General features: G+C 73.2%; 18 protein-coding genes, 1 pseudogene and 1 riboswitch. Of the genes and pseudogenes, 9 read left to right on the forward strand and 10 right to left on the reverse strand.

Features of this window, described 5'->3' with window-relative positions:
• Positions 1-73: 73 nt before the first annotated feature.
• Positions 74-1,183, forward strand: a complete 1,110-nt coding sequence (galT, locus tag MTO99_RS09855) for a galactose-1-phosphate uridylyltransferase (RefSeq protein ID WP_243559048.1) — start codon at positions 74-76, stop codon at positions 1,181-1,183.
• Positions 1,180-2,337: a galactokinase gene (gene galK / locus MTO99_RS09860; RefSeq protein ID WP_243553449.1), complete on the forward strand. Its 1,158-nt coding sequence runs from the start codon at positions 1,180-1,182 to the stop codon at positions 2,335-2,337. The genes galT and galK overlap by 4 nt, the downstream gene beginning before the upstream one ends.
• A 21-nt stretch (positions 2,338-2,358) precedes the next feature.
• Here galK and MTO99_RS09865 read toward each other — a convergent pair whose 3' ends face one another.
• From MTO99_RS09865 to MTO99_RS09875, 3 genes are all read right to left on the reverse strand, one after another.
• Positions 2,359-3,258: a helix-turn-helix domain-containing protein gene (locus MTO99_RS09865; RefSeq protein ID WP_243553450.1), complete on the reverse strand. Its 900-nt coding sequence runs from the start codon at positions 3,256-3,258 to the stop codon at positions 2,359-2,361.
• Positions 3,259-3,714: 456 nt separating this feature from the next.
• Complete coding sequence (locus MTO99_RS09870; RefSeq protein WP_243553451.1) at positions 3,715-4,290, reverse strand: GNAT family N-acetyltransferase; 576 nt, start codon at positions 4,288-4,290, stop codon at positions 3,715-3,717.
• The gene (locus tag MTO99_RS09875) at positions 4,287-4,790 is read right to left on the reverse strand and encodes a YbaK/EbsC family protein (protein WP_243553452.1); all 504 of its coding nucleotides are present in this window, start codon (positions 4,788-4,790) and stop codon (positions 4,287-4,289) included. The genes MTO99_RS09870 and MTO99_RS09875 overlap by 4 nt, the downstream gene beginning before the upstream one ends.
• Before the next feature lie 50 nt (positions 4,791-4,840).
• On the opposite strand from MTO99_RS09875, the gene MTO99_RS09880 reads away from it, so the two are divergent.
• Positions 4,841-5,377 (forward strand): gamma carbonic anhydrase family protein, encoded by a 537-nt coding sequence (locus MTO99_RS09880; RefSeq protein ID WP_243553453.1) that lies wholly within the window; start codon positions 4,841-4,843, stop codon positions 5,375-5,377.
• Between the two features lie 216 nt (positions 5,378-5,593).
• Here MTO99_RS09880 and MTO99_RS19165 read toward each other — a convergent pair.
• From MTO99_RS19165 to glyA, 5 genes and pseudogenes are all read right to left on the reverse strand, one after another.
• Positions 5,594-6,673, reverse strand: a pseudogene (locus tag MTO99_RS19165) (DUF6716 putative glycosyltransferase); the annotation flags it as partial.
• On the reverse strand, positions 6,670-7,545 hold the full coding sequence (locus MTO99_RS09885; RefSeq protein WP_243553454.1) for an N-acetylneuraminate synthase family protein: 876 nt from the start codon (positions 7,543-7,545) through the stop codon (positions 6,670-6,672). The gene MTO99_RS09885 and the pseudogene MTO99_RS19165, both read right to left, overlap by 4 nt.
• A gap of 18 nt (positions 7,546-7,563) precedes the next feature.
• Entirely contained in the window at positions 7,564-8,865 is a 1,302-nt protein-coding gene (locus MTO99_RS09890) for an acylneuraminate cytidylyltransferase (RefSeq protein ID WP_243553455.1), read from the reverse strand.
• A gap of 155 nt (positions 8,866-9,020) precedes the next feature.
• A complete protein-coding gene (locus MTO99_RS09895; protein ID WP_243553456.1) occupies positions 9,021-9,905 on the reverse strand; it encodes a bifunctional methylenetetrahydrofolate dehydrogenase/methenyltetrahydrofolate cyclohydrolase in 885 nt (294 codons plus the stop codon).
• Positions 9,906-9,913: 8 nt separating this feature from the next.
• Positions 9,914-11,188, reverse strand: coding sequence for a serine hydroxymethyltransferase (gene glyA, locus MTO99_RS09900; protein ID WP_243553457.1), 1,275 nt, complete (start codon positions 11,186-11,188; stop codon positions 9,914-9,916).
• Between the two features lie 87 nt (positions 11,189-11,275).
• Positions 11,276-11,357, reverse strand: a riboswitch (ZMP/ZTP riboswitch).
• A gap of 96 nt (positions 11,358-11,453) precedes the next feature.
• On the opposite strand from glyA, the gene MTO99_RS09905 reads away from it, so the two are divergent.
• The 3 genes from MTO99_RS09905 (at position 11,454) to MTO99_RS09915 (ending at position 16,405) form a co-directional block, all read left to right on the forward strand.
• Complete coding sequence (locus MTO99_RS09905; protein ID WP_243553458.1) at positions 11,454-13,109, forward strand: beta-N-acetylhexosaminidase; 1,656 nt, start codon at positions 11,454-11,456, stop codon at positions 13,107-13,109.
• The gene (gene nagA, locus MTO99_RS09910) at positions 13,106-14,260 is read left to right on the forward strand and encodes an N-acetylglucosamine-6-phosphate deacetylase (protein WP_243553459.1); all 1,155 of its coding nucleotides are present in this window, start codon (positions 13,106-13,108) and stop codon (positions 14,258-14,260) included. Before MTO99_RS09905 ends, nagA begins: the two co-directional genes overlap by 4 nt.
• A 270-nt stretch (positions 14,261-14,530) precedes the next feature.
• Positions 14,531-16,405: a sigma-70 family RNA polymerase sigma factor gene (locus MTO99_RS09915; RefSeq protein WP_243553460.1), complete on the forward strand. Its 1,875-nt coding sequence runs from the start codon at positions 14,531-14,533 to the stop codon at positions 16,403-16,405.
• Between the two features lie 46 nt (positions 16,406-16,451).
• Here the strand turns inward: MTO99_RS09915 and MTO99_RS09920 are convergent, their stop codons facing one another.
• Entirely contained in the window at positions 16,452-17,702 is a 1,251-nt protein-coding gene (locus MTO99_RS09920; RefSeq protein ID WP_243553461.1) for an MFS transporter, read from the reverse strand.
• Positions 17,703-17,837: 135 nt separating this feature from the next.
• Between MTO99_RS09920 and purU the strand changes: the two genes are divergently transcribed.
• Positions 17,838-18,710, forward strand: coding sequence for a formyltetrahydrofolate deformylase (gene purU, locus MTO99_RS09925; RefSeq protein WP_243553462.1), 873 nt, complete (start codon positions 17,838-17,840; stop codon positions 18,708-18,710).
• 80 nt (positions 18,711-18,790) lie between these two features.
• Positions 18,791-19,150, forward strand: a complete 360-nt coding sequence (locus tag MTO99_RS09930) for a YrdB family protein (RefSeq protein WP_243553463.1) — start codon at positions 18,791-18,793, stop codon at positions 19,148-19,150.
• A 73-nt stretch (positions 19,151-19,223) separates the two neighbouring features.
• On the opposite strand, the gene MTO99_RS09935 is transcribed toward MTO99_RS09930, so the two are convergent.
• Positions 19,224-20,363 (reverse strand): ABC transporter permease, encoded by a 1,140-nt coding sequence (locus MTO99_RS09935; protein ID WP_243553464.1) that lies wholly within the window; start codon positions 20,361-20,363, stop codon positions 19,224-19,226.
• 84 nt (positions 20,364-20,447) lie between these two features.
• Here MTO99_RS09935 and MTO99_RS09940 point away from each other — a divergent pair, with 84 nt between their 5' ends.
• Positions 20,448-21,038, forward strand: a complete 591-nt coding sequence (locus MTO99_RS09940; protein WP_243553465.1) for a TetR/AcrR family transcriptional regulator — start codon at positions 20,448-20,450, stop codon at positions 21,036-21,038.
• Positions 21,039-21,078: the final 40 nt, after the last annotated feature.

Consider the following 21,078-nt stretch of genomic DNA (forward strand, 5'->3'; position numbering starts at 1 on the left):
ATAGGAAACCAGCTTGTTTGCGAAACGCAAATCCCGTAGCGTGTGCGGGGTGATCGCCGACCCTCGCATCGCCATGCACCGCGCGCGCCTCGCCGACGGCCGCGAACTCATCTACTTCGACGACGCCGACACCGCGCTCGGCGCCGAGCGGGCCGTCGACGCCCGCGCGCTCGATCCTCGCCCCGCGACCGCGCACATGCGCCAGGATCCCCTCACGGGCGACTGGGTGTCGATCGCGTCCGCGCGCCAGAACCGGGTGTTCCTGCCGCCGGCGCATCTCGATCCGCTCGCGCCGCAGTCGCCGGGAAACCCGTCCGAGATCCCGAGCACCTACGACGTCGCCGTGTTCGAGAACCGTTCCCCGTCGTTCGGTCCTGCGCTCGCCGAGCCGGGAACCCCTGCTGCCGATCCCGCCGCCGCGCTCGCGGCGACCCGCGCGGTCGGGCTCGAGCGCACGCTCCCCTCGGTCGGCCGCTGCGAGGTGGTGTGCTTCGCGCCCGACCACGAGGGGTCGTTCGGCACGCAGACCGTCTCTCGCGCGCGCACGGTGATCGAGGCGTGGGCGCAGCGCACCGCGGAACTGTCGGCGCTGCCCGGCGTGCAGCAGGTGTTCCCGTTCGAGAATCGCGGCGAGGCGATCGGCGTGACGCTGGGGCATCCGCACGGCCAGATCTATTCGTACCCGTACGTGACGCCGCGCACCCAGCGGCTGCTCGACGCGATCGACGCGTACGGTCCGACCCTCATGGCCGACCTGATCGAGCGCGAGCTCGCCGGGCCGCGCGTCCTGCTGCGCGGCGAGCACTGGAGCGCCTACGTGCCGTTCGCCGCCCGCTGGCCGATCGAGGTGCATCTCGTTCCGCACCGGCACGTGCCCGACCTGGCCGAGACGACGCTGGCCGAACGCGATGAACTCGCCCGCCTCTATCTGCGGCTGCTGCGCGGCGTCGATGCGCTCTACGACACGCCGACGCCGTACATCGCCGCGTGGCACCAGGCCCCGGTCCACGAGCGTCGCGACGACGTGCGGCTCACCCTGCAGCTCACGAGCCCTCGGCGCGCGGCCGACAAGCTGAAGTTCCTCGCCGGATCCGAGGCCGCGATGGGCGCCTGGATCGGCGATGTGCCACCGGAGGCGCAGGCCGAGGCGCTGCGCGCCGCGATCGAAGGAGCGGGCGAATGATCGACGCCGTCACCGCCCGGCAGCGGTTCGCCGAGTACTACGGGCACGCGCCGGCCGGCGTCTGGTCGGCGCCCGGACGGGTGAACCTCATCGGCGAGCACACCGACTACAACGAGGGATTCGTCTTCCCGTTCGCGATCGCCGAGCGCACCTGGGTCGCGCTCGGCGGCCGAGCCGACCGGGTCGTGCGGGTCGCGACGTCGTTCGCCCCCGATGCCGTCGAGATCCACCTCGACGACCTCGCACCCGACGCTGTCAGCGGGTGGGCCGCCTATCCGTTCGGCGTCGCGTGGGCGCTGGGCCGATTCGGCGGCGACCTCTCGCAGGCGAGCGGCGTCGACCTGTTCATCACGAGCGATGTGCCGGTCGGCGCGGGACTCTCGTCTTCGGCGGCCCTGGAGAGCGCGGTCGCGCTCGCGCTCGACGAGCACTGGGGCCTCGGGCTCGATCGGCTGACGCTCGCGAAGGTCGGTCGCCACGCCGAGAACGAGGTCGTCGGCGCGCCGACGGGCATCCTCGACCAGTCCGCGTCGCTGCTCAGCGAGTCCGACGCGGCCGTGTTCCTCGACTGCCGCAGCCTCGACGCCGAGGTGATCCCGTTGCACCTCGCCGAGTCGCACCTCACGATCCTCGTGATCGACACGAAGGTCGAGCATGCGCATGCTACCGGCGGGTATGCGGCGCGGCGCGCGTCCTGCGAGGCCGGAGCGCATGCCCTCGGTGTGTCGTCCCTTCGCGATCTCGATGCGGGCGACCTTCCTCGGGCGCAGCGGGTGCTCGACGACGAGACGTTCCGCCGGGTGCGGCACATCATCACCGAGAACCGGCGGGTGCTCGACACGGTGCGCACGTTGCGCGAGCAGGGGCCGCTGGCGATCGGCGGCCTGCTGGATGCCTCGCACGCGTCGATGCGCGACGACTTCGAGATCACCGTGCCCGAGATCGACCTCGCCGTCTCGGTGGCGCAGGCGCACGGCGCGGTCGGCGCGCGCATGACCGGCGGCGGTTTCGGCGGGTCGGCGATCGCGCTCGTCGCCGTCGACCTCGTGCCGGCCGTCTCGAAGGCCGTTCGCGACGCGTTCGCCGAGCGCGGCTACGGCGAACCGGTGATCTTCACCGAGCAGCCCAGCGCCGGTGCCCGCCGCGACGCGTAGTCGCACCGCCTCGCCGGTCGTTCACGGCTCGCATCGACAGGTGCAGTCGTCGATGCAGCGGGGTGAAACCCAGCACTCGACGGGGCATCCGCATGCCGGGTCGGACGATTCCGAGGCGCGGCGAAACGCTCGGGCGCGTCGGGCGTCGCGGCGCTCACGATCCGACGCGGCGAGGCTGGTTCCGGTCGGGTGATCGTCCATCGGGCCGAGCGAGTACCGACGGCGTCGGCGATCCCGCCGAGGACGGTGGTGATACCAGGCGCGCGGTCGGGGCCGGTCGTAGTGCGTGTCGAGCATCGCCGAGATCGGGTGGTCGGAGAGCGGCCTCGCATCGAGGTGTGCGGGGAGCCGCCGGCCCGCATTGTCCCGCACCACGTCGCGCGGAACGGTCGCGACCGGTTCGCCGTGCGCATCCACGATCGCGAGGCGGAGACCGGCGATGGCGAGGATGCCGGCGAGCGTCGCGACGTCGACTCGGCGACGCCCGCCCTCGATCCGCGCGATCTGCGACTGATCGACGCCCACCATCGCACCCAGCTCGCGCTGACTCAGGTCGCGGAGACGCCGCACCCGGAGCACCATGCCCGGCACGTCGACTTCGGTCACCGCGTCACCGCCCACCTCGGCGCCGGGCCGGGCCTCGCCGAAGCCCCCGCTCTCGTCCCCGGAATCCGTCTCGTTCACCGATCGCTCGTGCACCATCCGCACCTCCTCGACCGAATGCTGCACCCTCCCACCGACACCCGACCGCACCATTCGTCCGACCGTCCGAGATCGCATTTCGCCCTGCGCCTCGCCGCAGCGCATCATCCTGCGCGGCTCCGGCACTGATGCGTGTGTGGCATACCCCACCCCAACCCGCACCCATCCACCTCCGGCACTGATGCGTGTGTGGCATACCTCACCCCAACCCGCACCCATCCACCTCCGGCACTGATGCGTGTGTGGCATACCCCACCCCAACCCGCCCCCATCCGCCTCCGGCACTGATGCGTCTGTGGCATACCCCACCCCAACCCGCCCCCATCCGCCTCCGGCACTGATGCGTGGGTGGCATCACCGGCCACGATCCGGACGTCCGGCCGTGATGCCAGGAGCGCATCAGTGCCGAAGGCGGGACGAGAAGCAGCGGCAACCGGTATGCCACAGACGCATCAGTGCCGGAAGCGGGACGGGCAGCAGCAGCAGCAGCCGGTATGCCACACACGCATCAGTGCCGGAGGCGGGACGAGCAGCAGCGGCAACCGGTATGCCACACACGCATCAGTGCCGGAGGCGGGACGAGCAGCAGCGGCAACCGGTATGCCACAGACGCATCAGTGCCGGAGGCGGCCGGGGCGGAGTGGTCGGCCGGGCAGGGGGCGGGGCTGGTGGGCGTCAGGACGACGGGGGCGGCCACTCGTCGGCGAGCACCGCGTAGGTGTAGCCGTCGATCCAGCCGAGTTCGGCGTGCCACGAGTCGCGCACGCCGTGCTGCTCGCGACGCATGCCGGCCTTCTCCATGACCCGCCACGACGCGGTGTTGTCGGCGAAGCAGCCCGCTGTGACCCGGTGCAGACCGAGCGTGGTGAAGGCGACGTCCAGCAGCGACCGCGCGATCGTGGTCGCATATCCCCGGCCCGCGTACGCGGGATCGATGAGGTAGCCGAGACTCCCCTCCGCCCGACGCCACGCCGCCCCGTCGGTCTGCCCCATCGCGTCGACCACCTCGAGCGACCCCGTGCCGACGATCACGCCGTCGAGATCGGCGACGACGGCATGATCGTGCGGATCGTCGACGCCGGCGAGCCACGCGCTGCGGAACGCGTCCGGGTCGACGGTCGTGCGCAGGAGCCACCTGGTGACCTCGGGTCGATTGCGCCAGCGCAGCACCTGCTCGAGATCGTCGGCCGTCGGCGGCCGCAGCACGAGCGGTGCCGCGACGATCGGCCAGGAGACGACGGGAGTCGTCACGCCGCGCGAACCTGGGCGGGCTCGACGGCGTGCGGGGTGCCGCCCGTGATGCGGACCAGCTCGGCGAACGTCGTCGGGAACACCGTCCTCGCGTGACCGGCGGCAGCCCACACCACCTCGTGGTCGGCCAGCATCGTGTCGACCACCGTGCGCACCGGCGCGGGGTGGCCGACCGGGGCGACACCGCCGATGACCTGGCCCGTGGCATCCTTCACCACGTCCTTCGAAGCCCGCGCGATCGTGCCGCCCAACTGCTCGCCCAGCCACTCGGTGTCGACCCGGTGCGCACCCGAGGTGAGCACCAGGATCGGTTCGCCGTCCAGCGTGAACACCAGCGAGTTCGCGATCTGGCCGACCTCGATGCCGAGCGCCTCCGCGGCCAGCTGAGCGGTCGTGACCGCGTCGTCGAACCAGGTGATCTCGGGCGTGAGCCCCCGCGCCGCCAGCGCTGCAGCGACTCGATCGACCGCGGGATGAGAAGGGTGCGAAGCCTGCGTCATGCGCCGATCCTACGACGCCGCGACGTCGCATCCGCCCATAGGCTGGGCGCATGACCAGCGACCCGTCCGCCCGCATCATCCGCCTCGCCGGTGTGCCCGAGCCGGCCATCCACGACACCGCGTTCGTCGCTCCCGGCGCGGTCGTGGTCGGCGACGTGCGGCTCGGCCCCGACTCGAGCGTCTGGTACAACGCGGTCCTGCGCGCCGAAGCGGAGCCGATCACCATCGGCGCGCGCGCGAACCTGCAGGACAACGTGGTCTGCCACGTCGACGCCGGCTACCCGCTCACCGTCGGCGCCGACGTGTCGGTCGGGCACAACGCGGTGCTGCACGGCTGCACCGTCGAGGACGGCTCGCTCGTCGGCATGGGCGCCTCGGTGCTGAACGGCGCGGTCGTCGGCGCAGGGTCGCTCGTGGCCGCCGGCGCCGTCGTGCTCGAAGGCACCGTCGTGCCGCCCGGCTCACTCGTCGCGGGGGTTCCGGCGAAAGTCCGCCGCGAACTCACCGACGACGAGCGCGCGAGCCTCCTGCGCAACGCCGACGCCTACCTCCGGCACGTCGCCGAGCACACCGCTCCCCTCGACTGACCGTCGACCCGCGCCTCGGATCCGACGGAACCGACGCACCAGCCAGCGCGCCGGACGCCCCACCGCCATCGCCGCTCGACCGGTGAACGAACGATCGAAGCGACCGAGCATCCGGCGGCGATCGTACGCCGCCCGCAGCGCCCCGCCCGCGCGATCCCGGGTGCGCGGAAGCATCGGCAACGGCGCGCCGTCACGGGCGGCGGCGAGCTCCTCGAGCCGCTGCACCCAGTCGTCGGCGTCGTCGCCGTGGAAGTAGTTGTCACGTCGCCATCCCGGGTCGACCCGCCGCCAGCGTCCGGCGACCAGGTCGTCCGCACTGCCGAACAGCCCCGACCCGATGAACACCGTGTTGATCAGTTCGGGCGCGACCCCGAACTCGTCGATCAGCAACACGGGCACGCCCGCCGCGACCGCCTCGATCGCCGCGGTCGAACCGACCGTGACCAGCGCCCCCGCGCGACGCAGCTGCGCGGCCATGGGTCCGTCCTCGACGACGAGGTTCGCCGGCGGCGGAGCATCCGATCGCCGCAACCGCTCGACCAGCTCGCCGTAGTCGTACTGCTCGGCATGGGTCTGCGCCTCCCCCGCCCGCGCCCGCACCTTCACGACCACGCGGTGCTCGGGGTGGCGACGGGCGTGCTCCGCGAGCCAGCCGAGCAGGCGCAACCGGTCGTCGAGCTCGGCCGGCACCTTGGCCTGCGCGGCGAAGACGATGTCCAGACCCGTGCCGCCGGTGCCGGCGGATGCATCCGATGCGGTCGGCCCGGCGCCCTCCAGCCCGCCGCGCACCCGGAGGAACGGCAGCGTCGCCAACCCGAACGACGCCCTGAGCCCGAGGATGCGGGCGAGCCCCGTGAACTCGCGCACCTCGCGGCGGCTGTGCAGCACGACCAGGTCGGTCTGCTCGCGGTAGACGATCGCCTTGCGCGCGACCGGGATCGTCAGCCCCGGGAACCCGCTCAGCAGCACGGGCCGCCGCGGCCGCCGCAGGATGCGCGGTGCGACCACCCGCACGAACGGCCCGCGCAGGGCGAGCAGCACGGCGTCGGGCGCGAACGCGTCGAGCAGATCCCCGAGCTCGGCGAAGTCGACCGTCGCGACGTCGCCCGGGGCGAACCTGGTGCCGGCGAGCGCGGCGGCGAGCTGGCGGCCGCTCGGCGCGACCGGCGTCTGCACCACGACCACCCGGGTGCGCCATCGCCCCGGCGGCAGCGTCGAGGCGAGCGCGGCTCCCCACTTCAGGTACGAGTCGGAGTCGGCGACGACCAGCAGCCGCCGCGAGGCAACCGACCTCACGACTGCAGGATCCGCCGGAGCTTCGCCTTCGGCGCCTCCTCGCCCGGGAAGACGCGCTTCACGCCGTCGCCGAGCGCCGCCTCGAGCACCCGGATGTCGCGCACCAGGTGCGCCAGCCCCTGCGGCTCGAGCGACGCGGCCTGGTCGCTGCCCCACATCGCGCGGTCGAGCGTGATGTGCCGTTCGACCGCGGCGGCGCCGAGCGCGACCGCGGCGATCGAGATCTGCAGCCCGCGCTCGTGACCCGAATAGCCGACCGGAACGCCGGGGTACCGGCGGCGCAGCGCGTCGATGACGAGGAGGTTCGCCTCCTCGGGCGGCATCGGGTAGCTGGACGTCGCGTGCATCAGCACCAGCCGATCCGTGCCCAGCACCTCGACGGCGAGGTCGATCTCGTCGAGCGTGGACATACCGGTCGACAGGATCACCGGCTTGCCGGTGCGGTGCACCGCGTCGAGCAGCGCGAGGTCGGTGAGGCACGCGGACGCGACCTTGTGCGCGACGACGCCCTGGCGTTCGAGGAACTCGACCGACGGGACATCCCACGGCGACGCGAACCAGTCGAGCCCCCGCGCGCCGGCGTGCGCGGCGATCTCGCGGTACTCGGCCTCGCCGAACTCGACCCGACGCCGGTACTCGAGGTAGGTCATGGTGCCCCACGGCGTCTCGCGGAGCTGGTCGCGCATGTGCGGCGGCGTCGCGATCTCGGGCGTGCGCTTCTGGAACTTCACCGCCTGCGCGCCCGCGTCGGCGGCGACGTCGATGAGCTGCTTGGCCACCTCGACATCGCCGTTGTGGTTCAAGCCGATCTCGGCGATGACGTACACGGGTTCGAACGGCCCGATCTCGCGGGCGCCGATGCGCACGGACATGATGCTCCTCTGGTTCGGTCAGCGGGCGACGGGAAGGAAATCGGGATCGAACGGCACGGCGGTCGCGTCGCGCGGGCCGGATGTCGCAGGAGAATCGGATGCCTCAGGCGAATCGGATGCATCGGGCTCGCGCCGCGCGCGAGCGCCCAGCACCAGGTCGGCGAGCTCGCGCACCGCGCCGTGCCCGCCCGCCCGTTCGAGCACCAGGCGTGCCGCCTCGCGCACCTCGGGCACGGCGTCGGCGACCGCGACGGGCCACCCCGCGAGCGCGAGCGCCGGCAGGTCGCCGAGGTCGTTGCCGAGGTACGCGATGCGATCGAGCGGGATGCCGCGTGCCAGCGCCCATTCGGCGAGCGCCTCGCCCTTCCGTCCGACCGCCTGACGGCACTCGACGCCGAGCTTGCGGGCGCGGCGTGCCACGACGGGGTTCTCCTCGGCCGAGAGGATCAGCACCGGGATGCCCGCGCGGCGCAGCCGCGCCACACCCTGCCCGTCGGCCCGGCTCACCCGGACGCTCTCGACGCCGTGCTCGTCGACCGTCGCGGTGTCATCGGTGTGCACGCCGTCGAAGTCGGTGACCACCGCGTCCACGTCGACGATCGGCGGCGCGGAGCCGGGCAGGCCGCCGTCGAGGGTCGGTGCGAGCGCGCGAGCGAGTTCCAGGTCGTGCGGGTCGTCGACCTCGATCGCGGTGCGCGGGTCGACGGGTTCGAGTCCGACACGACCGAAGAAGCGATGCCCGGCCCTGCGGAACCCGTCGGCGTCGAGCACGTAGAACGCACCCGTCTCGAGCCACTCGGCCGCACGCTCCTGGCGGCGCGGGCGACGTCTCGGCTCGTGGTTGACGCCGTACGCGGCGCCCGTGGCATCCGTTCGCCAGAGGAACCGGTGGGTGAGGGCCGCCGAGAACACCGAGTCGTGCTCGCCTGCGGCGACCCGCTCGATCGCCCGATCGAGATCGGCCGGCCGGATGAACGGCGACGTCGCCTGGATGAACACGACGATGTCGGGCGCGTCCTCCCCGCCGAGCGCGTCGAGCGCGTGCAGCAGGGCGGATTCGCTGGACGCGTCGGGTCCGGCGAGCTCGGCCGGACGCTCGACGATCTCGGCGCCCGCCGCGTGCGCGACGTCGGCGATCACCGGGTCGTCGGTGGACACCACGACCAGGTCGATGTGCTTCGCGGCGAGGGCCGCCCCCACGGCCCTCGCCACGAGCGGCAGCCCGCCCACCCTGGCCACGTTCTTCCCGGGCAGACCCTGCGAGCCCCCTCGAGCAGGGATGATCGCCGTGACGCGGCGGAGCGGTGCATCGGCGGGCATGCCCCGACGCTAGGAGCGAGGGGCGACCGTCGGGTGCCGAGCCGGTAGCGGTCGGGTGAACGGACTGCGAACGCACGGATGCCCCGGACCGCGTCGGCCCGGGGCATCCGTGACGGCGAGCGCCGCGGCGGCCGCGGCGGCCGCAGCGCCGGGGTTCAGCCGCCGAGCTTCAGCTCGGCCGCCTTCACCACGTTCGCGAGCAGCATCGCACGGGTCATCGGGCCGACGCCGCCGGGGTTCGGCGACAGGAAGCCCGCGACGTCCGCGACGGCGGGGTCGACGTCGCCGGTCAGCTTGCCCTTGCCGGTCTCCTCGTCTTCGACGCGCGTGATGCCGACGTCGAGCACGGCCGCGCCCGGCTTCACCCAGTCGGGCCGCACGAGGTGCGGCACGCCGACGGCCGCGACGACGATGTCGGCCCGGCGCACCTCGGCGGCCAGGTCGAGCGTGCGCGAGTGCGTGAGGGTGACCGTGGCATCCAGCCCCTTGCGCGTGAAGAGCAGCCCGAGCGGGCGGCCGACCGTGAGGCCGCGCCCGATCACGGTCACGTGCTTGCCGCGGATCGGCACGTCGTACCGGCGCAGCATCTCGACGATGCCGGCCGGCGTGCACGGCAGCGGCGAGCGCAGCTCGCCCTCGATGCCGAGCACGAGCCGCCCGAGGTTCGTCGGGTGCAGCCCGTCGGCGTCCTTCGACGGGTCGATCGCCTCGAGCGCCGCGTGCTCGTCGAGGCCCGCCGGCAGCGGCAGCTGCACGATGTACCCCGTCACCTCGGGCGCGGCGTTCAGGTCGCGGATCGCGGCCATCACATCGGCCTGCGTCGCCGACGCGGGCAGGTCGACGCGGATGGACTCGATGCCCACCTCGGCGCAGTCGCGGTGCTTGCCGGCGACGTACGAGCGCGAGCCCGGGTCGTCGCCGACCAGCAGCGTGCCGAGGCCCGGCACGACGCCGTTCGCCCGCAGGTGGGCGATGCGCCCGGCGAGCTCGGACTTCACGGCGGCCGCGGTGGCGACCCCGTCCAGCTTCACAGCGGTCATCGGCGCGCCTACTGCTGGAGGCCGGGGTAGAGCGGGAAACGCTCGGTGAGCGCCTGCACCCGGGCGCGCTGGGCGGCGATGTCGGCGCCGCCCTTCAGCACCTCGGCGATGATGTCGGCGACCTCGGTGAACTCGGCGTCGCCGAAGCCGCGGGTCGCGAGCGCGGGCGTGCCGATGCGCAGGCCCGAGGTGACCATCGGCGGGCGCGGGTCGAACGGCACCGCGTTGCGGTTCACCGTGATGAGCGCCTCGTGCAGCAGGTCCTCGGCCTGCTTGCCGTCGAGCTGCGAGTCGCGCAGGTCGGCGAGCACCAGGTGCACGTCGGTGCCGCCGGTGAGCACGTCGACGCCGGCGGCCTTGGAGTCGTCGGCCGTGAGGCGCGACGCGAGGATGCGGGCGCCGCTCAGGGTGCGCTCCTGGCGGTCGCGGAACTCGTCGGATGCGGCGATCTTGAACGCCGTGGCCTTCGCCGCGATCACGTGCATGAGGGGGCCGCCCTGCTGGCCGGGGAACACGTTCGAGTTGAGCTTCTTCGCGAGGTCGGCCTCGTTGGTGAGGATGAAGCCCGAGCGGGGGCCGCCGATGGTCTTGTGCACGGTCGAGGACACGACGTGCGCGTAGGGCACGGGCGACGGGTGCAGGCCCGCGGCGACGAGACCGGCGAAGTGCGCCATGTCGACCCAGAGCGTCGCGCCGACCTCGTCGGCGATCTCGCGGAATGCGGCGAAGTCGAGCTGGCGGGGGTACGCGCTCCAGCCGGCGATGATCACCTTCGGCTTGTGCTCGCGGGCCTTGTCGCGCACCACGTCGAGGTCGACGAGGAACGTCTCGGGGTCGACGCCGTAGGACACGGCGTTGTAGAGCTTGCCCGAGAAGTTCAGCTTCATGCCGTGGGTGAGGTGGCCGCCGTGCGCGAGTTCGAGACCGAGGATGGTGTCCCCGGGGGTGGCGATCGCGCTCAGCACAGCCGCGTTCGCGGACGCGCCCGAGTGCGGCTGCACGTTCGCGAACTCGGCGCCGAACAGCGACTTCGCGCGCGCGATGGCGAGGTTCTCGGCGACGTCGACGAACTCGCAGCCGCCGTAGTACCGGCGGCCGGGGTAGCCCTCGGCGTACTTGTTGGTGAGCACCGAGCCCTGCGACTGCAGCACCGAGACGGGCACGAAGTTCTCGCTCGCGATCATCTCGAGGTAGTCGCGCTGGCGACCGAGTTCGAGTTCGAGGACTTCGGCGATCTCGGGATCGACGACGGACAGCGGCTGGTTGAAGACTGATTCGGCCAAGACCGGCTCCTTCTGGACGTGCGGCCCTTCGACGGGCTCAGGGGTACGAGAACAATGCGCCTCGGGCGACTCGCGCCACGAAGCATCCGTACCGGCCCAGGCGTGCGGTCGATGCGTGCCGGTCGCTCCCCGATGGTGAACCATCTCAACGCCAGTCGCGACCCGGCAAGCATACCAATGGATGCCGCGGAGCCTCGTTCGCTCTGTCGCTGCGCCGCCGTCCGTGGGAAGATGGAGCTCCCGAGTTTGTTAGGACTCCTTCCATATGCGACGACGCACCTCGGCGCTGCTCGCGAGCGGCCTGCTCGCGACCACGCTGCTCGCCGGCTGCACTCCCGCCGACCAGAACGGAACCCCCATGCCCGGCATCACGCCACTGCCCGTCTCGTTCGAGCTGCACGAGGAGGATGCGCCGTTCCGGCTCGCCGAGTCGACGCGCGTCCGCGTCGAGGGCGACGCCGGCGCGGCGCCCGAGCTCCTCGCCGAACGGCTGCGGGCCGCGACCGGCTGGGAGATCCCGGTCGTCGCGGCCACGGCATCCGGCGACGACGACGCCGAGCCCGGGGCATCCGACATCCTCATCGTGGTCGCACCCGGCGAGGCGCCCGACGCCGCCGCCGAGGGGTACACGCTCGAGGTCTCCGCCGACGGCGCGCGCATCGGCGCCGACACCGCGGCAGGTGCGTTCTGGGGCACGCAGTCGCTGCGGCAGCTGCTGCCCCCGGCCATCGAGCGACCGGATGCCACCGAGCCCGCCGGCGGCTGGACGGCCGCCGCGGCATCCGTCACCGACGCCCCGCGCTTCGCCTACCGGGCCGCGATGCTCGACGTGGCCCGCCACTTCTTCCCCGTCGAGGACGTCGAGGGCTATCTCGACCAGCTCGCGCTGCTGAAGTTCAACGTGCTGCATCTGCACCTCACCGACGACCAGGGCTGGCGCATCGAGATCCCGGGCCGGCCCGAACTCACCGGCATCGGCGCCGCCACGTCGGTGGGCGGCGACGGCGGCGGCTTCTACACCGCCGACGACTACCGCCGCATCGTCGGGTACGCCGCCGACCGGCAGATCACGGTAGTGCCCGAGATCGACCTGCCCGGCCACACGAACGCGGCGCTCAGCGCCGATCCCGAACTCAACTGCGACGGCGTCGCCCCGGCACCGTACGAGGGCATCGAGGTCGGCTTCTCGTCGCTGTGCGCGTCGCCCGAGCGGGCCGAGGCCACCGATCGGTTCCTCGCGGACGTGCTCGGCACCGTCGCCTCGCTCACCCCCGGCCCGTACCTCCATGTCGGCGGCGACGAGTCGCACGCGACGCCCGAGGCCGACTACCTCGATCTGGTGCGCCGCATCACCGCGGCGGCCGCGGCGACCGGCAAGACGGTGATCGCCTGGCATGAGGCGGGCAGCTCCACCGAGCTGCCCGCGGGCACGATCGGCCAGTACTGGAACTACGTCGAGCCCGAGAACGACGAGGTGGTCGCGCAGACCCGCTCCTTCGTCGAGCAGGGCGGGAAGGTCGTGATGTCGCCCGCCGATGCCGCGTACCTCGACATGAAGTACGTCGACGACCCGCAGACCGCGCTCGGCCGCACGGTCGGCCTGCAGTGGGCGAAGGGGCCGACCACCCTCGACGAGGCGTACGCCTGGGAACCCACCGCGATCGTGCCCGGCGTCGGCGAGCAGCAGGTGCTCGGCGTCGAGGCGCCGATCTGGACCGAGACGCTGTCGCGCTTCGACGAGGTCGAGTTCATGGTGTTCCCGCGCATCACCGCGATCGCCGAGATCGCCTGGTCGCCGATGCCTGCGGGCGGCGAGCGCGACCACGACGCGTTCTTCGAACGGGTGGCCCGGCTCGGCGAGCGCTGGGACGCGCTCGGGGTGACCTACTACCCGATGCGGGGCGTACCGTGGACGCGATGAGCACGACGACCGTCATCCATTCCGCCCGCGTGATCACGGGCGCCGAGCGCAGCGACGACGGCTGGGTGCGGTTCGAGGGCGACCGGGTCGCGGCGCGCGGCCTGGGCGACGGATGGCGCGACGCGCTCGCGCCCGACGCGCAGGTCACGGATGCCGCGGGGCGGCTGCTCGTGCCGGGATTCATCGACCTGCACGGGCACGGCGGAGCGGGGGTCGCGTACGACGAGGGCGCCGAGGCGATCGAGCGAGGCCTGTCGATGCACGCCGCGCACGGCACCACGCGCGCGGTGCTCTCCCTCGTCACCGCGCCCGTCGATCGGCTCGCCGAGCAGCTCGCGGTCGTCGCCGAGGCGTCGCGGCGCGACCCGCGTGTGCTGGGCGCCCACCTCGAGGGCCCGTTCCTGGATCACGAGTTCCGCGGTGCGCACGACCCGGCGCTGCTGCGTCAGGCCGATGCGGCCGCGGTCGAGCGGCTGCTCGAAGCATCCGGCGGGGCCCTGCGCCAGGTGACCATCGCACCCGAGCATCCCGGCGCGCTGGACGCGATCGACCGGTTCGTCGAGGCGGGCGTGCGCGTCGCGGTGGGGCACACGGGCGCCGACTTCGACACCGCACTGGCCGCGTTCCAGGCGGGCGCGTCGATCCTGACGCATGCGTTCAACGGCATGCGCGGCATCCACCATCGGGCTCCCGGTCCGGTGGTCGCCGCGATGCATGCCGACCACGTGACGCTCGAGATCGTGAACGACGGCGTGCACGTGCACCCCGACGTAGTGCGGCTCGCGTTCCGGGGGGCGCCCGGCCGGGTCGCCCTCATCACCGACGCGATGGCCGCCGCCGGCGCCGCCGACGGGCGGTACGACCTGGGCTCGCTCGAGGTCGAGGTCGTCGACGGCGTCGCCCGGCTCGTCGAGGGCGGCAGCATCGCGGGGTCGACGCTCACGCTCGACGCGGCCCTGCGACGCGCGGTGCGCGACGGCGGCATCCCGTTGGAGGAGGCGATCGGCGCGTTGACCGTGACGCCGGCCGCGGCCATCGGGCGGGCGCACGACCTCGGCCGGCTCGATCGCGGATTCGCCGCCGACGCGGTGCTGCTCGACGACGACCTCGCCGTCGAGGCGGTCTGGGGTGCGGGGACGCGGCTGGCCTGAGCGCGGGTTCGGGTTCCGCACTCGCGCGAGCGGCTCGCGTTCGACGCCGCATCCCCGCCGGAGGGCGGCGGCCTGGCCCGGATGACTGTTCCCCCAGCTCACCCGGGCCGACCGTCGTGCCCCTCCACCAGAAGAGATGCAGTCCGTCCCCGGCTATGACGCGGATGCGCCGAAAATCTGCTGGAATTGGGCGCACCCCTGGTCTCGCGTCATGAAACCCGCTCCCGCGCGTCTCTCCAGCGGAGCCGACGACCCGAACGGAGGTGCGACATGGCCCGACAGGCCGCCGCGACCGGTGACGCCGACCTCGTGATGCGCACGCGGTCGGGAGACGCCGACGCCTACGCCGAGCTCTGGCGACGCCATGCCGCCGCCGGGCGCACCGTCGCGCGCTCGTTCAGCTCGCTCGACCCCGACGACCTCGTCGCCGAGTCGTTCACCCGCATCTACGACGCGATCGGCAAGGGCGGCGGCCCCACCGGCGCGTTCCGGCCGTACCTGTTCACGACCATCCGCAACACCGCGGCGAGCTGGGGCCGCGCCCGCCACGAGACCACGCTCGACACGCTCGAATCGTTCGAGGACCCGTCGAGCTCCGAGGCCGCCTCCCTCGAGGCGCTCGACGCCGGGCTCACCGCCCGTGCGTTCCGTTCGCTGCCGACGCGCTGGCAGGAGGTGCTCTGGTACAGCGAGGTCGAGGCGATGACGCCCGCGCAGATCGCGCCGCTCATCGGCATGAGCGCGAACTCGACCGCCGCGCTCGCCTACCGCGCCCGCGAAGGACTGCGCCAGGCGTGGATCACCGCGCACCTGCGCGGCACCGACGCGCCCGACTGCCGGTGGACGGTCGACCGGCTCGGCAGCTACACCCGCGGCAAGCTCGGCGCGCGCGACACCGCGAAGCTCGAGGCGCACCTCGACGACTGCGCGAAGTGCACCATCGTCGCCGCCGAGGCCCGCGAGGTCGGGTCGCGCCTCGCGCTCGTGCTGCTGCCGCTGGTCGCCGGGATCTCGGGGGCGACCGCGTACACCGCCTGGCTGCAGGGCGGCGAGGCCGCGGTCGCGGCGAGCGCGGCCGGGCTGAGCGGCGCGGGCGGCGCGGGTGGCGCGAGCGGCGCCGGCGCGACGACATCGGGCGCGGCGGCGGGGGCAGGCTCGACGGCCGGCGCCGGTGCTGCGGCGGGCGGCGCCGCCGCGGGTGCGGGCGTCGCATCCGGGGTCGCCGGCGTCGCCGGCGGGATCGGGGGCCTGATCGCGATCGGCGGCACGGGCGCTCTCCTCGTCGCGGCCGCCGCGGTCGCCGCGACGGTGGTGCTTCCGGCGGTGCTGTCGAGCACGGAGACCTCGTCGGGCCCGGCCGCGCAGGCGGCCGCGCCCGAATCGACGGATGCCACGGGCCCGAAGCCGAGCGTCGCGCCGACGCCGAGCGCGCCGCCCGCGGCGAGCCCGACCCCTGAACCGAACCCCGAACTCAGCCCCGAGCCCGAGGCGAGCCCCGACGTCGACGCGGCGCCGGGGACGGGCGCGCAGCCGGGGGCTCCGGCCGACCCCGCACCCCGCCCGAATCCCGGCCCCAGCCCCTCGCCGAGCCCGGAGCCCGAACCGGAGCCGGAGCCAGAGCCGGAGCCGGAGCCAGAGCCGGTCGATACCGAAGCGCTCGCCCCCGAGATCGGCTCGATCGACACCGCCGGCGGCCTCGTCGACCCGATCGTCGCGGGCATCGCCGAGCCCGGGGCATCCGTCGTCGTCAGCGCGGCCGGACGCACCTGGACCGCCACCGCCGACCCGGCGGGGGCCTGGTCACTGCTCATCGACGGCCTCCCGGCCGGGACGACCGACCTCACGGCGACGCAGACCGACCTCGCGGGCAACACCTCGCCGGCGTCCGCTCCGCACCAGGTGGTGCTCGACGCGCCCTCCGCGGCGCTCCGGCTCCTCCGCATCGACCTGACCGGCGCGCCCGGGGCGACCGTGGCGCTCGACATCGACGGCGACGTCTCACTGCACACGCTCGACGCGGCGGGAACGGCACGCGAGTCGAACAGCTTCCTGCGCTGGTGGCTCGCCTCGAGCGTCGAGGTGCGCTACGTCGTCGGGGACCGCTCGGGCCCCGCAGCGGCCGCGACCTGGTTCGACCTGTTCTGAGCGCGGGCTGCGTCGCGCACCGGCGCGACTCGTCCCGCCCCGCGGGTCAGCGCGCGAGACGCTGCCCGATCACGAGCACGATCGCAGCGGCCACGAGCAGCACGACGTAGACCCAGGGCAGCGCACCGACGCCGACGCCGTCGAACACGAGTGCGCCGACGAGCGCACCGCCGCCGATGCCGGTGTTGAACCCGGTCGTGTAGAGCGCGCTCGCCGCATCTCGGTGCGACGGGGGCGCCGCCCGCAGCAGCCGCACCTGGAGCAGTGCGGGCAACGCGCCGAACGCGAGCCCCCAGACGGCGAGCGCGGCGATGCCGGCCGCCTCCCCCGGCACGAGCGCGATCATCGCGAGCGCGACCGCGATCACCGTCATCGACACGAGGATGGCTGCGGTCGCCCGCCGCGCGAGCGGCGACCCGGCGATCACGAGTCCGACCGCACCGGCCGCGCCGTACACGAACAGCAGCGGGCCGACCGCCGCGGGACCGACGCCGATGAGGTCGGTGAGCAGCGGCGCGATGTAGGTGAACACCGCGTACTGGCCGAGCATCGTGAGCGCCGTCACCGCGCACACCACGAGGACCGCGCCGAGCGCCGGGTCGCTGCGCCGGAAGCGCGCGGCGGTCGGATGCACCGCGACGGCGGGCGCGGCATCCGTGCCGGTCGAAGGCGGCGACGCGGCATCCGCGACCGCCGCGCCCGAACCTGCCCGTTTCGGAAGCGCGAGCCGCACCGCGATCGCCCCCGCGAGCGTCAGCCCGCCCACGACCGCGAACGCGACCCGCCAGCCGAACGCCTGCCCGAGCACCGTCGCGGCCGGCACCCCGAGCACGATCGCGAGCGTGCCGCCGCCGATCACGATCGCAACGGCGCGCGCGATGAGCCGATCGGGCACGAGCCGCGACGCCTCGGCCGCGACGATCGACCAGAACACGCCGTGCGCGAGGCCGCCCGCGAACCGCACCGCCACGAGCACCCAGTACGTCGGCGCCAGCGCCGTCGCGATGGTCGAGGCGCCGAGCACGGTGAGCACGACGACGAGCAGCAACCGGCGCGGAACCCGCGCGGTGAGCGCGACGAGCGGAGCGCTGGTCAGCACGACGGTGAGGGCGAACACCGACACGGTCAGCCCGATCGCGGACTCGCCGACGTCGAGGCCCGCGGCCATCTCGGGCAGCAGGCCGGTGGGCAGCAGTTCGAGGGTGATCGAGAGGAAGACGGCGCCCGCGAGGGTGAGCAGCGCCGACCAGGGCACGGTGGTGCGCTTCCCGGCGCGCGCGGATTCGGTGACGGACATCAGGATGTCTCTCCGACGGCGTTCCCCGCGCGGGATCGTTCACCGCCGCGGGTCGACTACGCGCTCGTGTGCGCGCCCAGGGCCGACGTCGACCGCCGACCGTCGCCCAGTCTACGCGGGCGCTACGATCATCGGATGACCACGGATGCCTCCCCCGAACGCCTGCACCACTGGGTCGTCACCCTGAGCTGCACCGACGGTCCCGGCATCGTGCACGCGGTCAGCGGCGCCATCGTCGCCGCGCGGGGCAACATCACCGAGAGCCAGCAGTTCGCCAGCGGCGACACCGGCCGGTTCTTCCTGCGCGTGCAGGTCGAGTCGCCCGCCGGACGCGCCGAGTTCGAGGCCGCGCTGGCACCCGCGGTCGAGCGGTGGAACATGGACCTGCACCTCGACGAGGTCGGCCGCCCGCTTCGCACCCTCGTGCTCTGCTCGACCGCCGGGCACTGCGTGAACGACCTGCTGTTCCGCCAGCGCGCGGGCCAGCTGCAGGTCGAGGTGCCGCTCGTGCTCTCGAACCACGGCACGCTGCGCGACCTGGTCGACTTCTACGGCGTGCCGTTCGAGTCGGCGCCCGTCACCTCGGCCGACGAGAAGGCCGCGTTCGAGCGGCGCGTGCTGCAGGCCGTCGAGGAGCACGACATCGAGCTCGTGGTGCTCGCCCGCTACATGCAGATCCTCTCCCCCGAGCTGTGCGAGGCGCTCGCCGGGCGGTGCATCAACATCCACCACTCGTTCCTGCCCGGGTTCAAGGGCGCGAACCCGTACCGGCAGGCGCACGCCCGCGGCGTGAAGCTCATCGGCGCGACCGCGCACTTCGTCACGAGCGACCTCGACGAGGGCCCGATCATCGAGCAGAACGTGGTGCGGGTCGACCACTCGCGCTCGGTCGGCGAGCTCGTCGCGATCGGTCAGGACGAGGAGAGCCGCACGCTCAGCCAGGCGGTGAAGTGGTTCGCCGAGCGGCGCGTGCTGCTCGACGGGGCGCGCACGATCATCTTCCGCTGAGCGCGGAGGCCCTGCCGGGCGCGGAGGCCTCGCCGGGCGCGGAGGCCTCGCCGGGCGCGGCTCGATTAGGCTTGACCGTCGTGAACGACGCCACCCCCGCCCCTCTGAAGATCGGCCCGAACGACATCCTGCGGTTCCTGCTGGAGCTGTTCGCGTTCGTGAGCCTCGCGGTCTGGGGGTTCGTCGACTTCGAGCTGCCGTGGCCGGGTGTGCTCGTCGGGATCGTCGCCCCGCTGGCGGCGATCGCGCTCTGGGGGCTGTTCCTGTCGCCGAAGGCGGTCTTCTCGATCGACGCGTTCGGCAAGGCGCTCATCGAGATCGCGATCTTCTCGGCGGTCGCGATCGCGTGGTGGCTCATGGGCCAGCCGGTCGTCGCGATCGTCGTGGCCGTGGTCGCCGCGGTGAGCGGCATCATCAACGGGCGCAAGCAGCTCTCATAGCCGCTGCCCGCCCCGCCTGCACGGCGCCGGGCGGTTTCGCGTGCAGGGCGGCGGCGGGGTCGGATGCCTCGAGCTACGCCGGCACGGGCACCGACTCCGGCAGCGGCTCCGGGACGGCGGGGTCGTCCTCGTGGGCGGCGATCGCGTCGGGCTCGGCACCGCCGGCGGTGCGGAAGTGCCCCACGACGGACAGCAGCAGTCCGCCGACCGTCCAGGCGCCGAGCACGAGCCACGGGAACGTCGTGTCGGCGTTCGGGAAGTAGCTCAGCTCGCGCACGAGCGTCGCCGCGGCACCGGGCGGGAACCACTGGCCGACCTCGCCCCACGGTGCGGGCAGGAACTCCGCGGGCATCGTCGACGACGAGATCGGGTTGGCGAACAGCATCATGACGATGGGGCCCACCGCGATGCCGGCGCGCCCGATGAGCGCCACGAATCCGGTGATGGGTGCGGCGATCGCCGCGAGGGCCAGCGCGATCGCCGCGGCATCCGGCCAGAATTCGCCCTGCAGCGAACCGAACCAGCCGCCGAGGATGCCCGACAGCGCCACTCCTCCGACGACCGAGTAGATCGCGACGGCGACGACGCGGCGCAACGCACCGATGATCGCGATCGAGATCGCGATGCCGCCGATCATGCCGCCCATCACGAGCGGGAACATCGCCGAGGCGAGGCCGCTGCCCCGCGGGTCGCTGTCGGCGAGCGGCACGACATCGGTGGCCGGAACGTCGATGTGCGGCGGCGCGACCGGAGCCCCCGCGGCGGCGGCCTCGGCGGCGGCTCGGGCGTTGATCTGCGCTTCGAGGGTCTGGCCGATGCCGGTCAGCATCTGCGAGACCGGCAGGCTCGCGGCCGACGAGGTGAGCACCTCGGGGTGCTCGCCGAGCACGATCGCGCCGTAGACGTCGCGCTGCTCGATCGCATCGACGGCCGCCGACCGGTCGTCGGCTGACTGCAGGGCGACGGCGCCGGGCTGGTGCTCGTCGATCGCCGCCTCGACCGCGTCGATCGCCTGGTCGGTGCCGACGATCGCGATCGGCAGGTCGCGCGGCTCGGCCGTGACGCTCGGCCACGCGAAGGCGAGCACGACGACGGCGACCACCGCCGCGAGCGCCAGGGCGACGCCGACGAGCCGGCCGATCGGCGTGTGCGGTGCGTGCGGTGCACGACCGGCGGCGGGCGGTGCCGTGCGAACGGCGTCGGCTCGAGGCATCCGAACCTCCTGAAATAAAAACGAATGCTCGTTCTTTATACGTGCGGGACGTAGGCTTGTCAAACCAGCCCGAGGAGACACCTGATGCCCAAGGTCAGCGAGGCGTACCGCACCGCGCGCCGTGACGAGATCATCGACGCCGCCCTGCGCTGCTTCGCCGAGCACGGCTACAGCCGCACCGCGATGAGCGATGTCATCGCCGAATCGGGGTTGTCGGCCGGCGCGATCTACGGGCACTTCGCGGGCAAGAAGGAGCTCTTCATCGCCTCGGCGGGCAAGGTGCTCGAGGCACGGCTCGGCGAACTCGACGAGCGCCGAGCGGGCGGCGAGCCGCTGCCGCCGGCGGAAGTGCTCGCGACCCTCATCGAGGGCATGCGCCGGGAGCGGTTCACGCACATGATCCCGCAGTTGTGGGGCGAGGCCGCGATCGACCCCGAGATCCGCGCCGTCGTGCAGCCCGTGCTGGAGCGGCTGCGTGCGACGGTGCGCGATCACGCCGCCGCATGGGCGCAGGCCAACCCCGACCGCGTCGAGGGCGACCCCGCCGCCTGGGCCGAGCGCATGGCGCCCGTCATGCTCGGCATCGCGCCCGGCTTCATGGTGCAGCGCACCGTGCTCGAGCAGTTCGACGAGGAGGGGTACCTCGCCGCGCTGCGGGAGCTGCTCCCCCACTGAACGCGAACGCTGAGCTCGCGGTGCGGCGCGCGAGGTGCGA

Source organism: Agromyces larvae, from assembly GCF_022811705.1.
Classification (GTDB): Bacteria; Actinomycetota; Actinomycetes; order Actinomycetales; family Microbacteriaceae; genus Agromyces; species Agromyces larvae.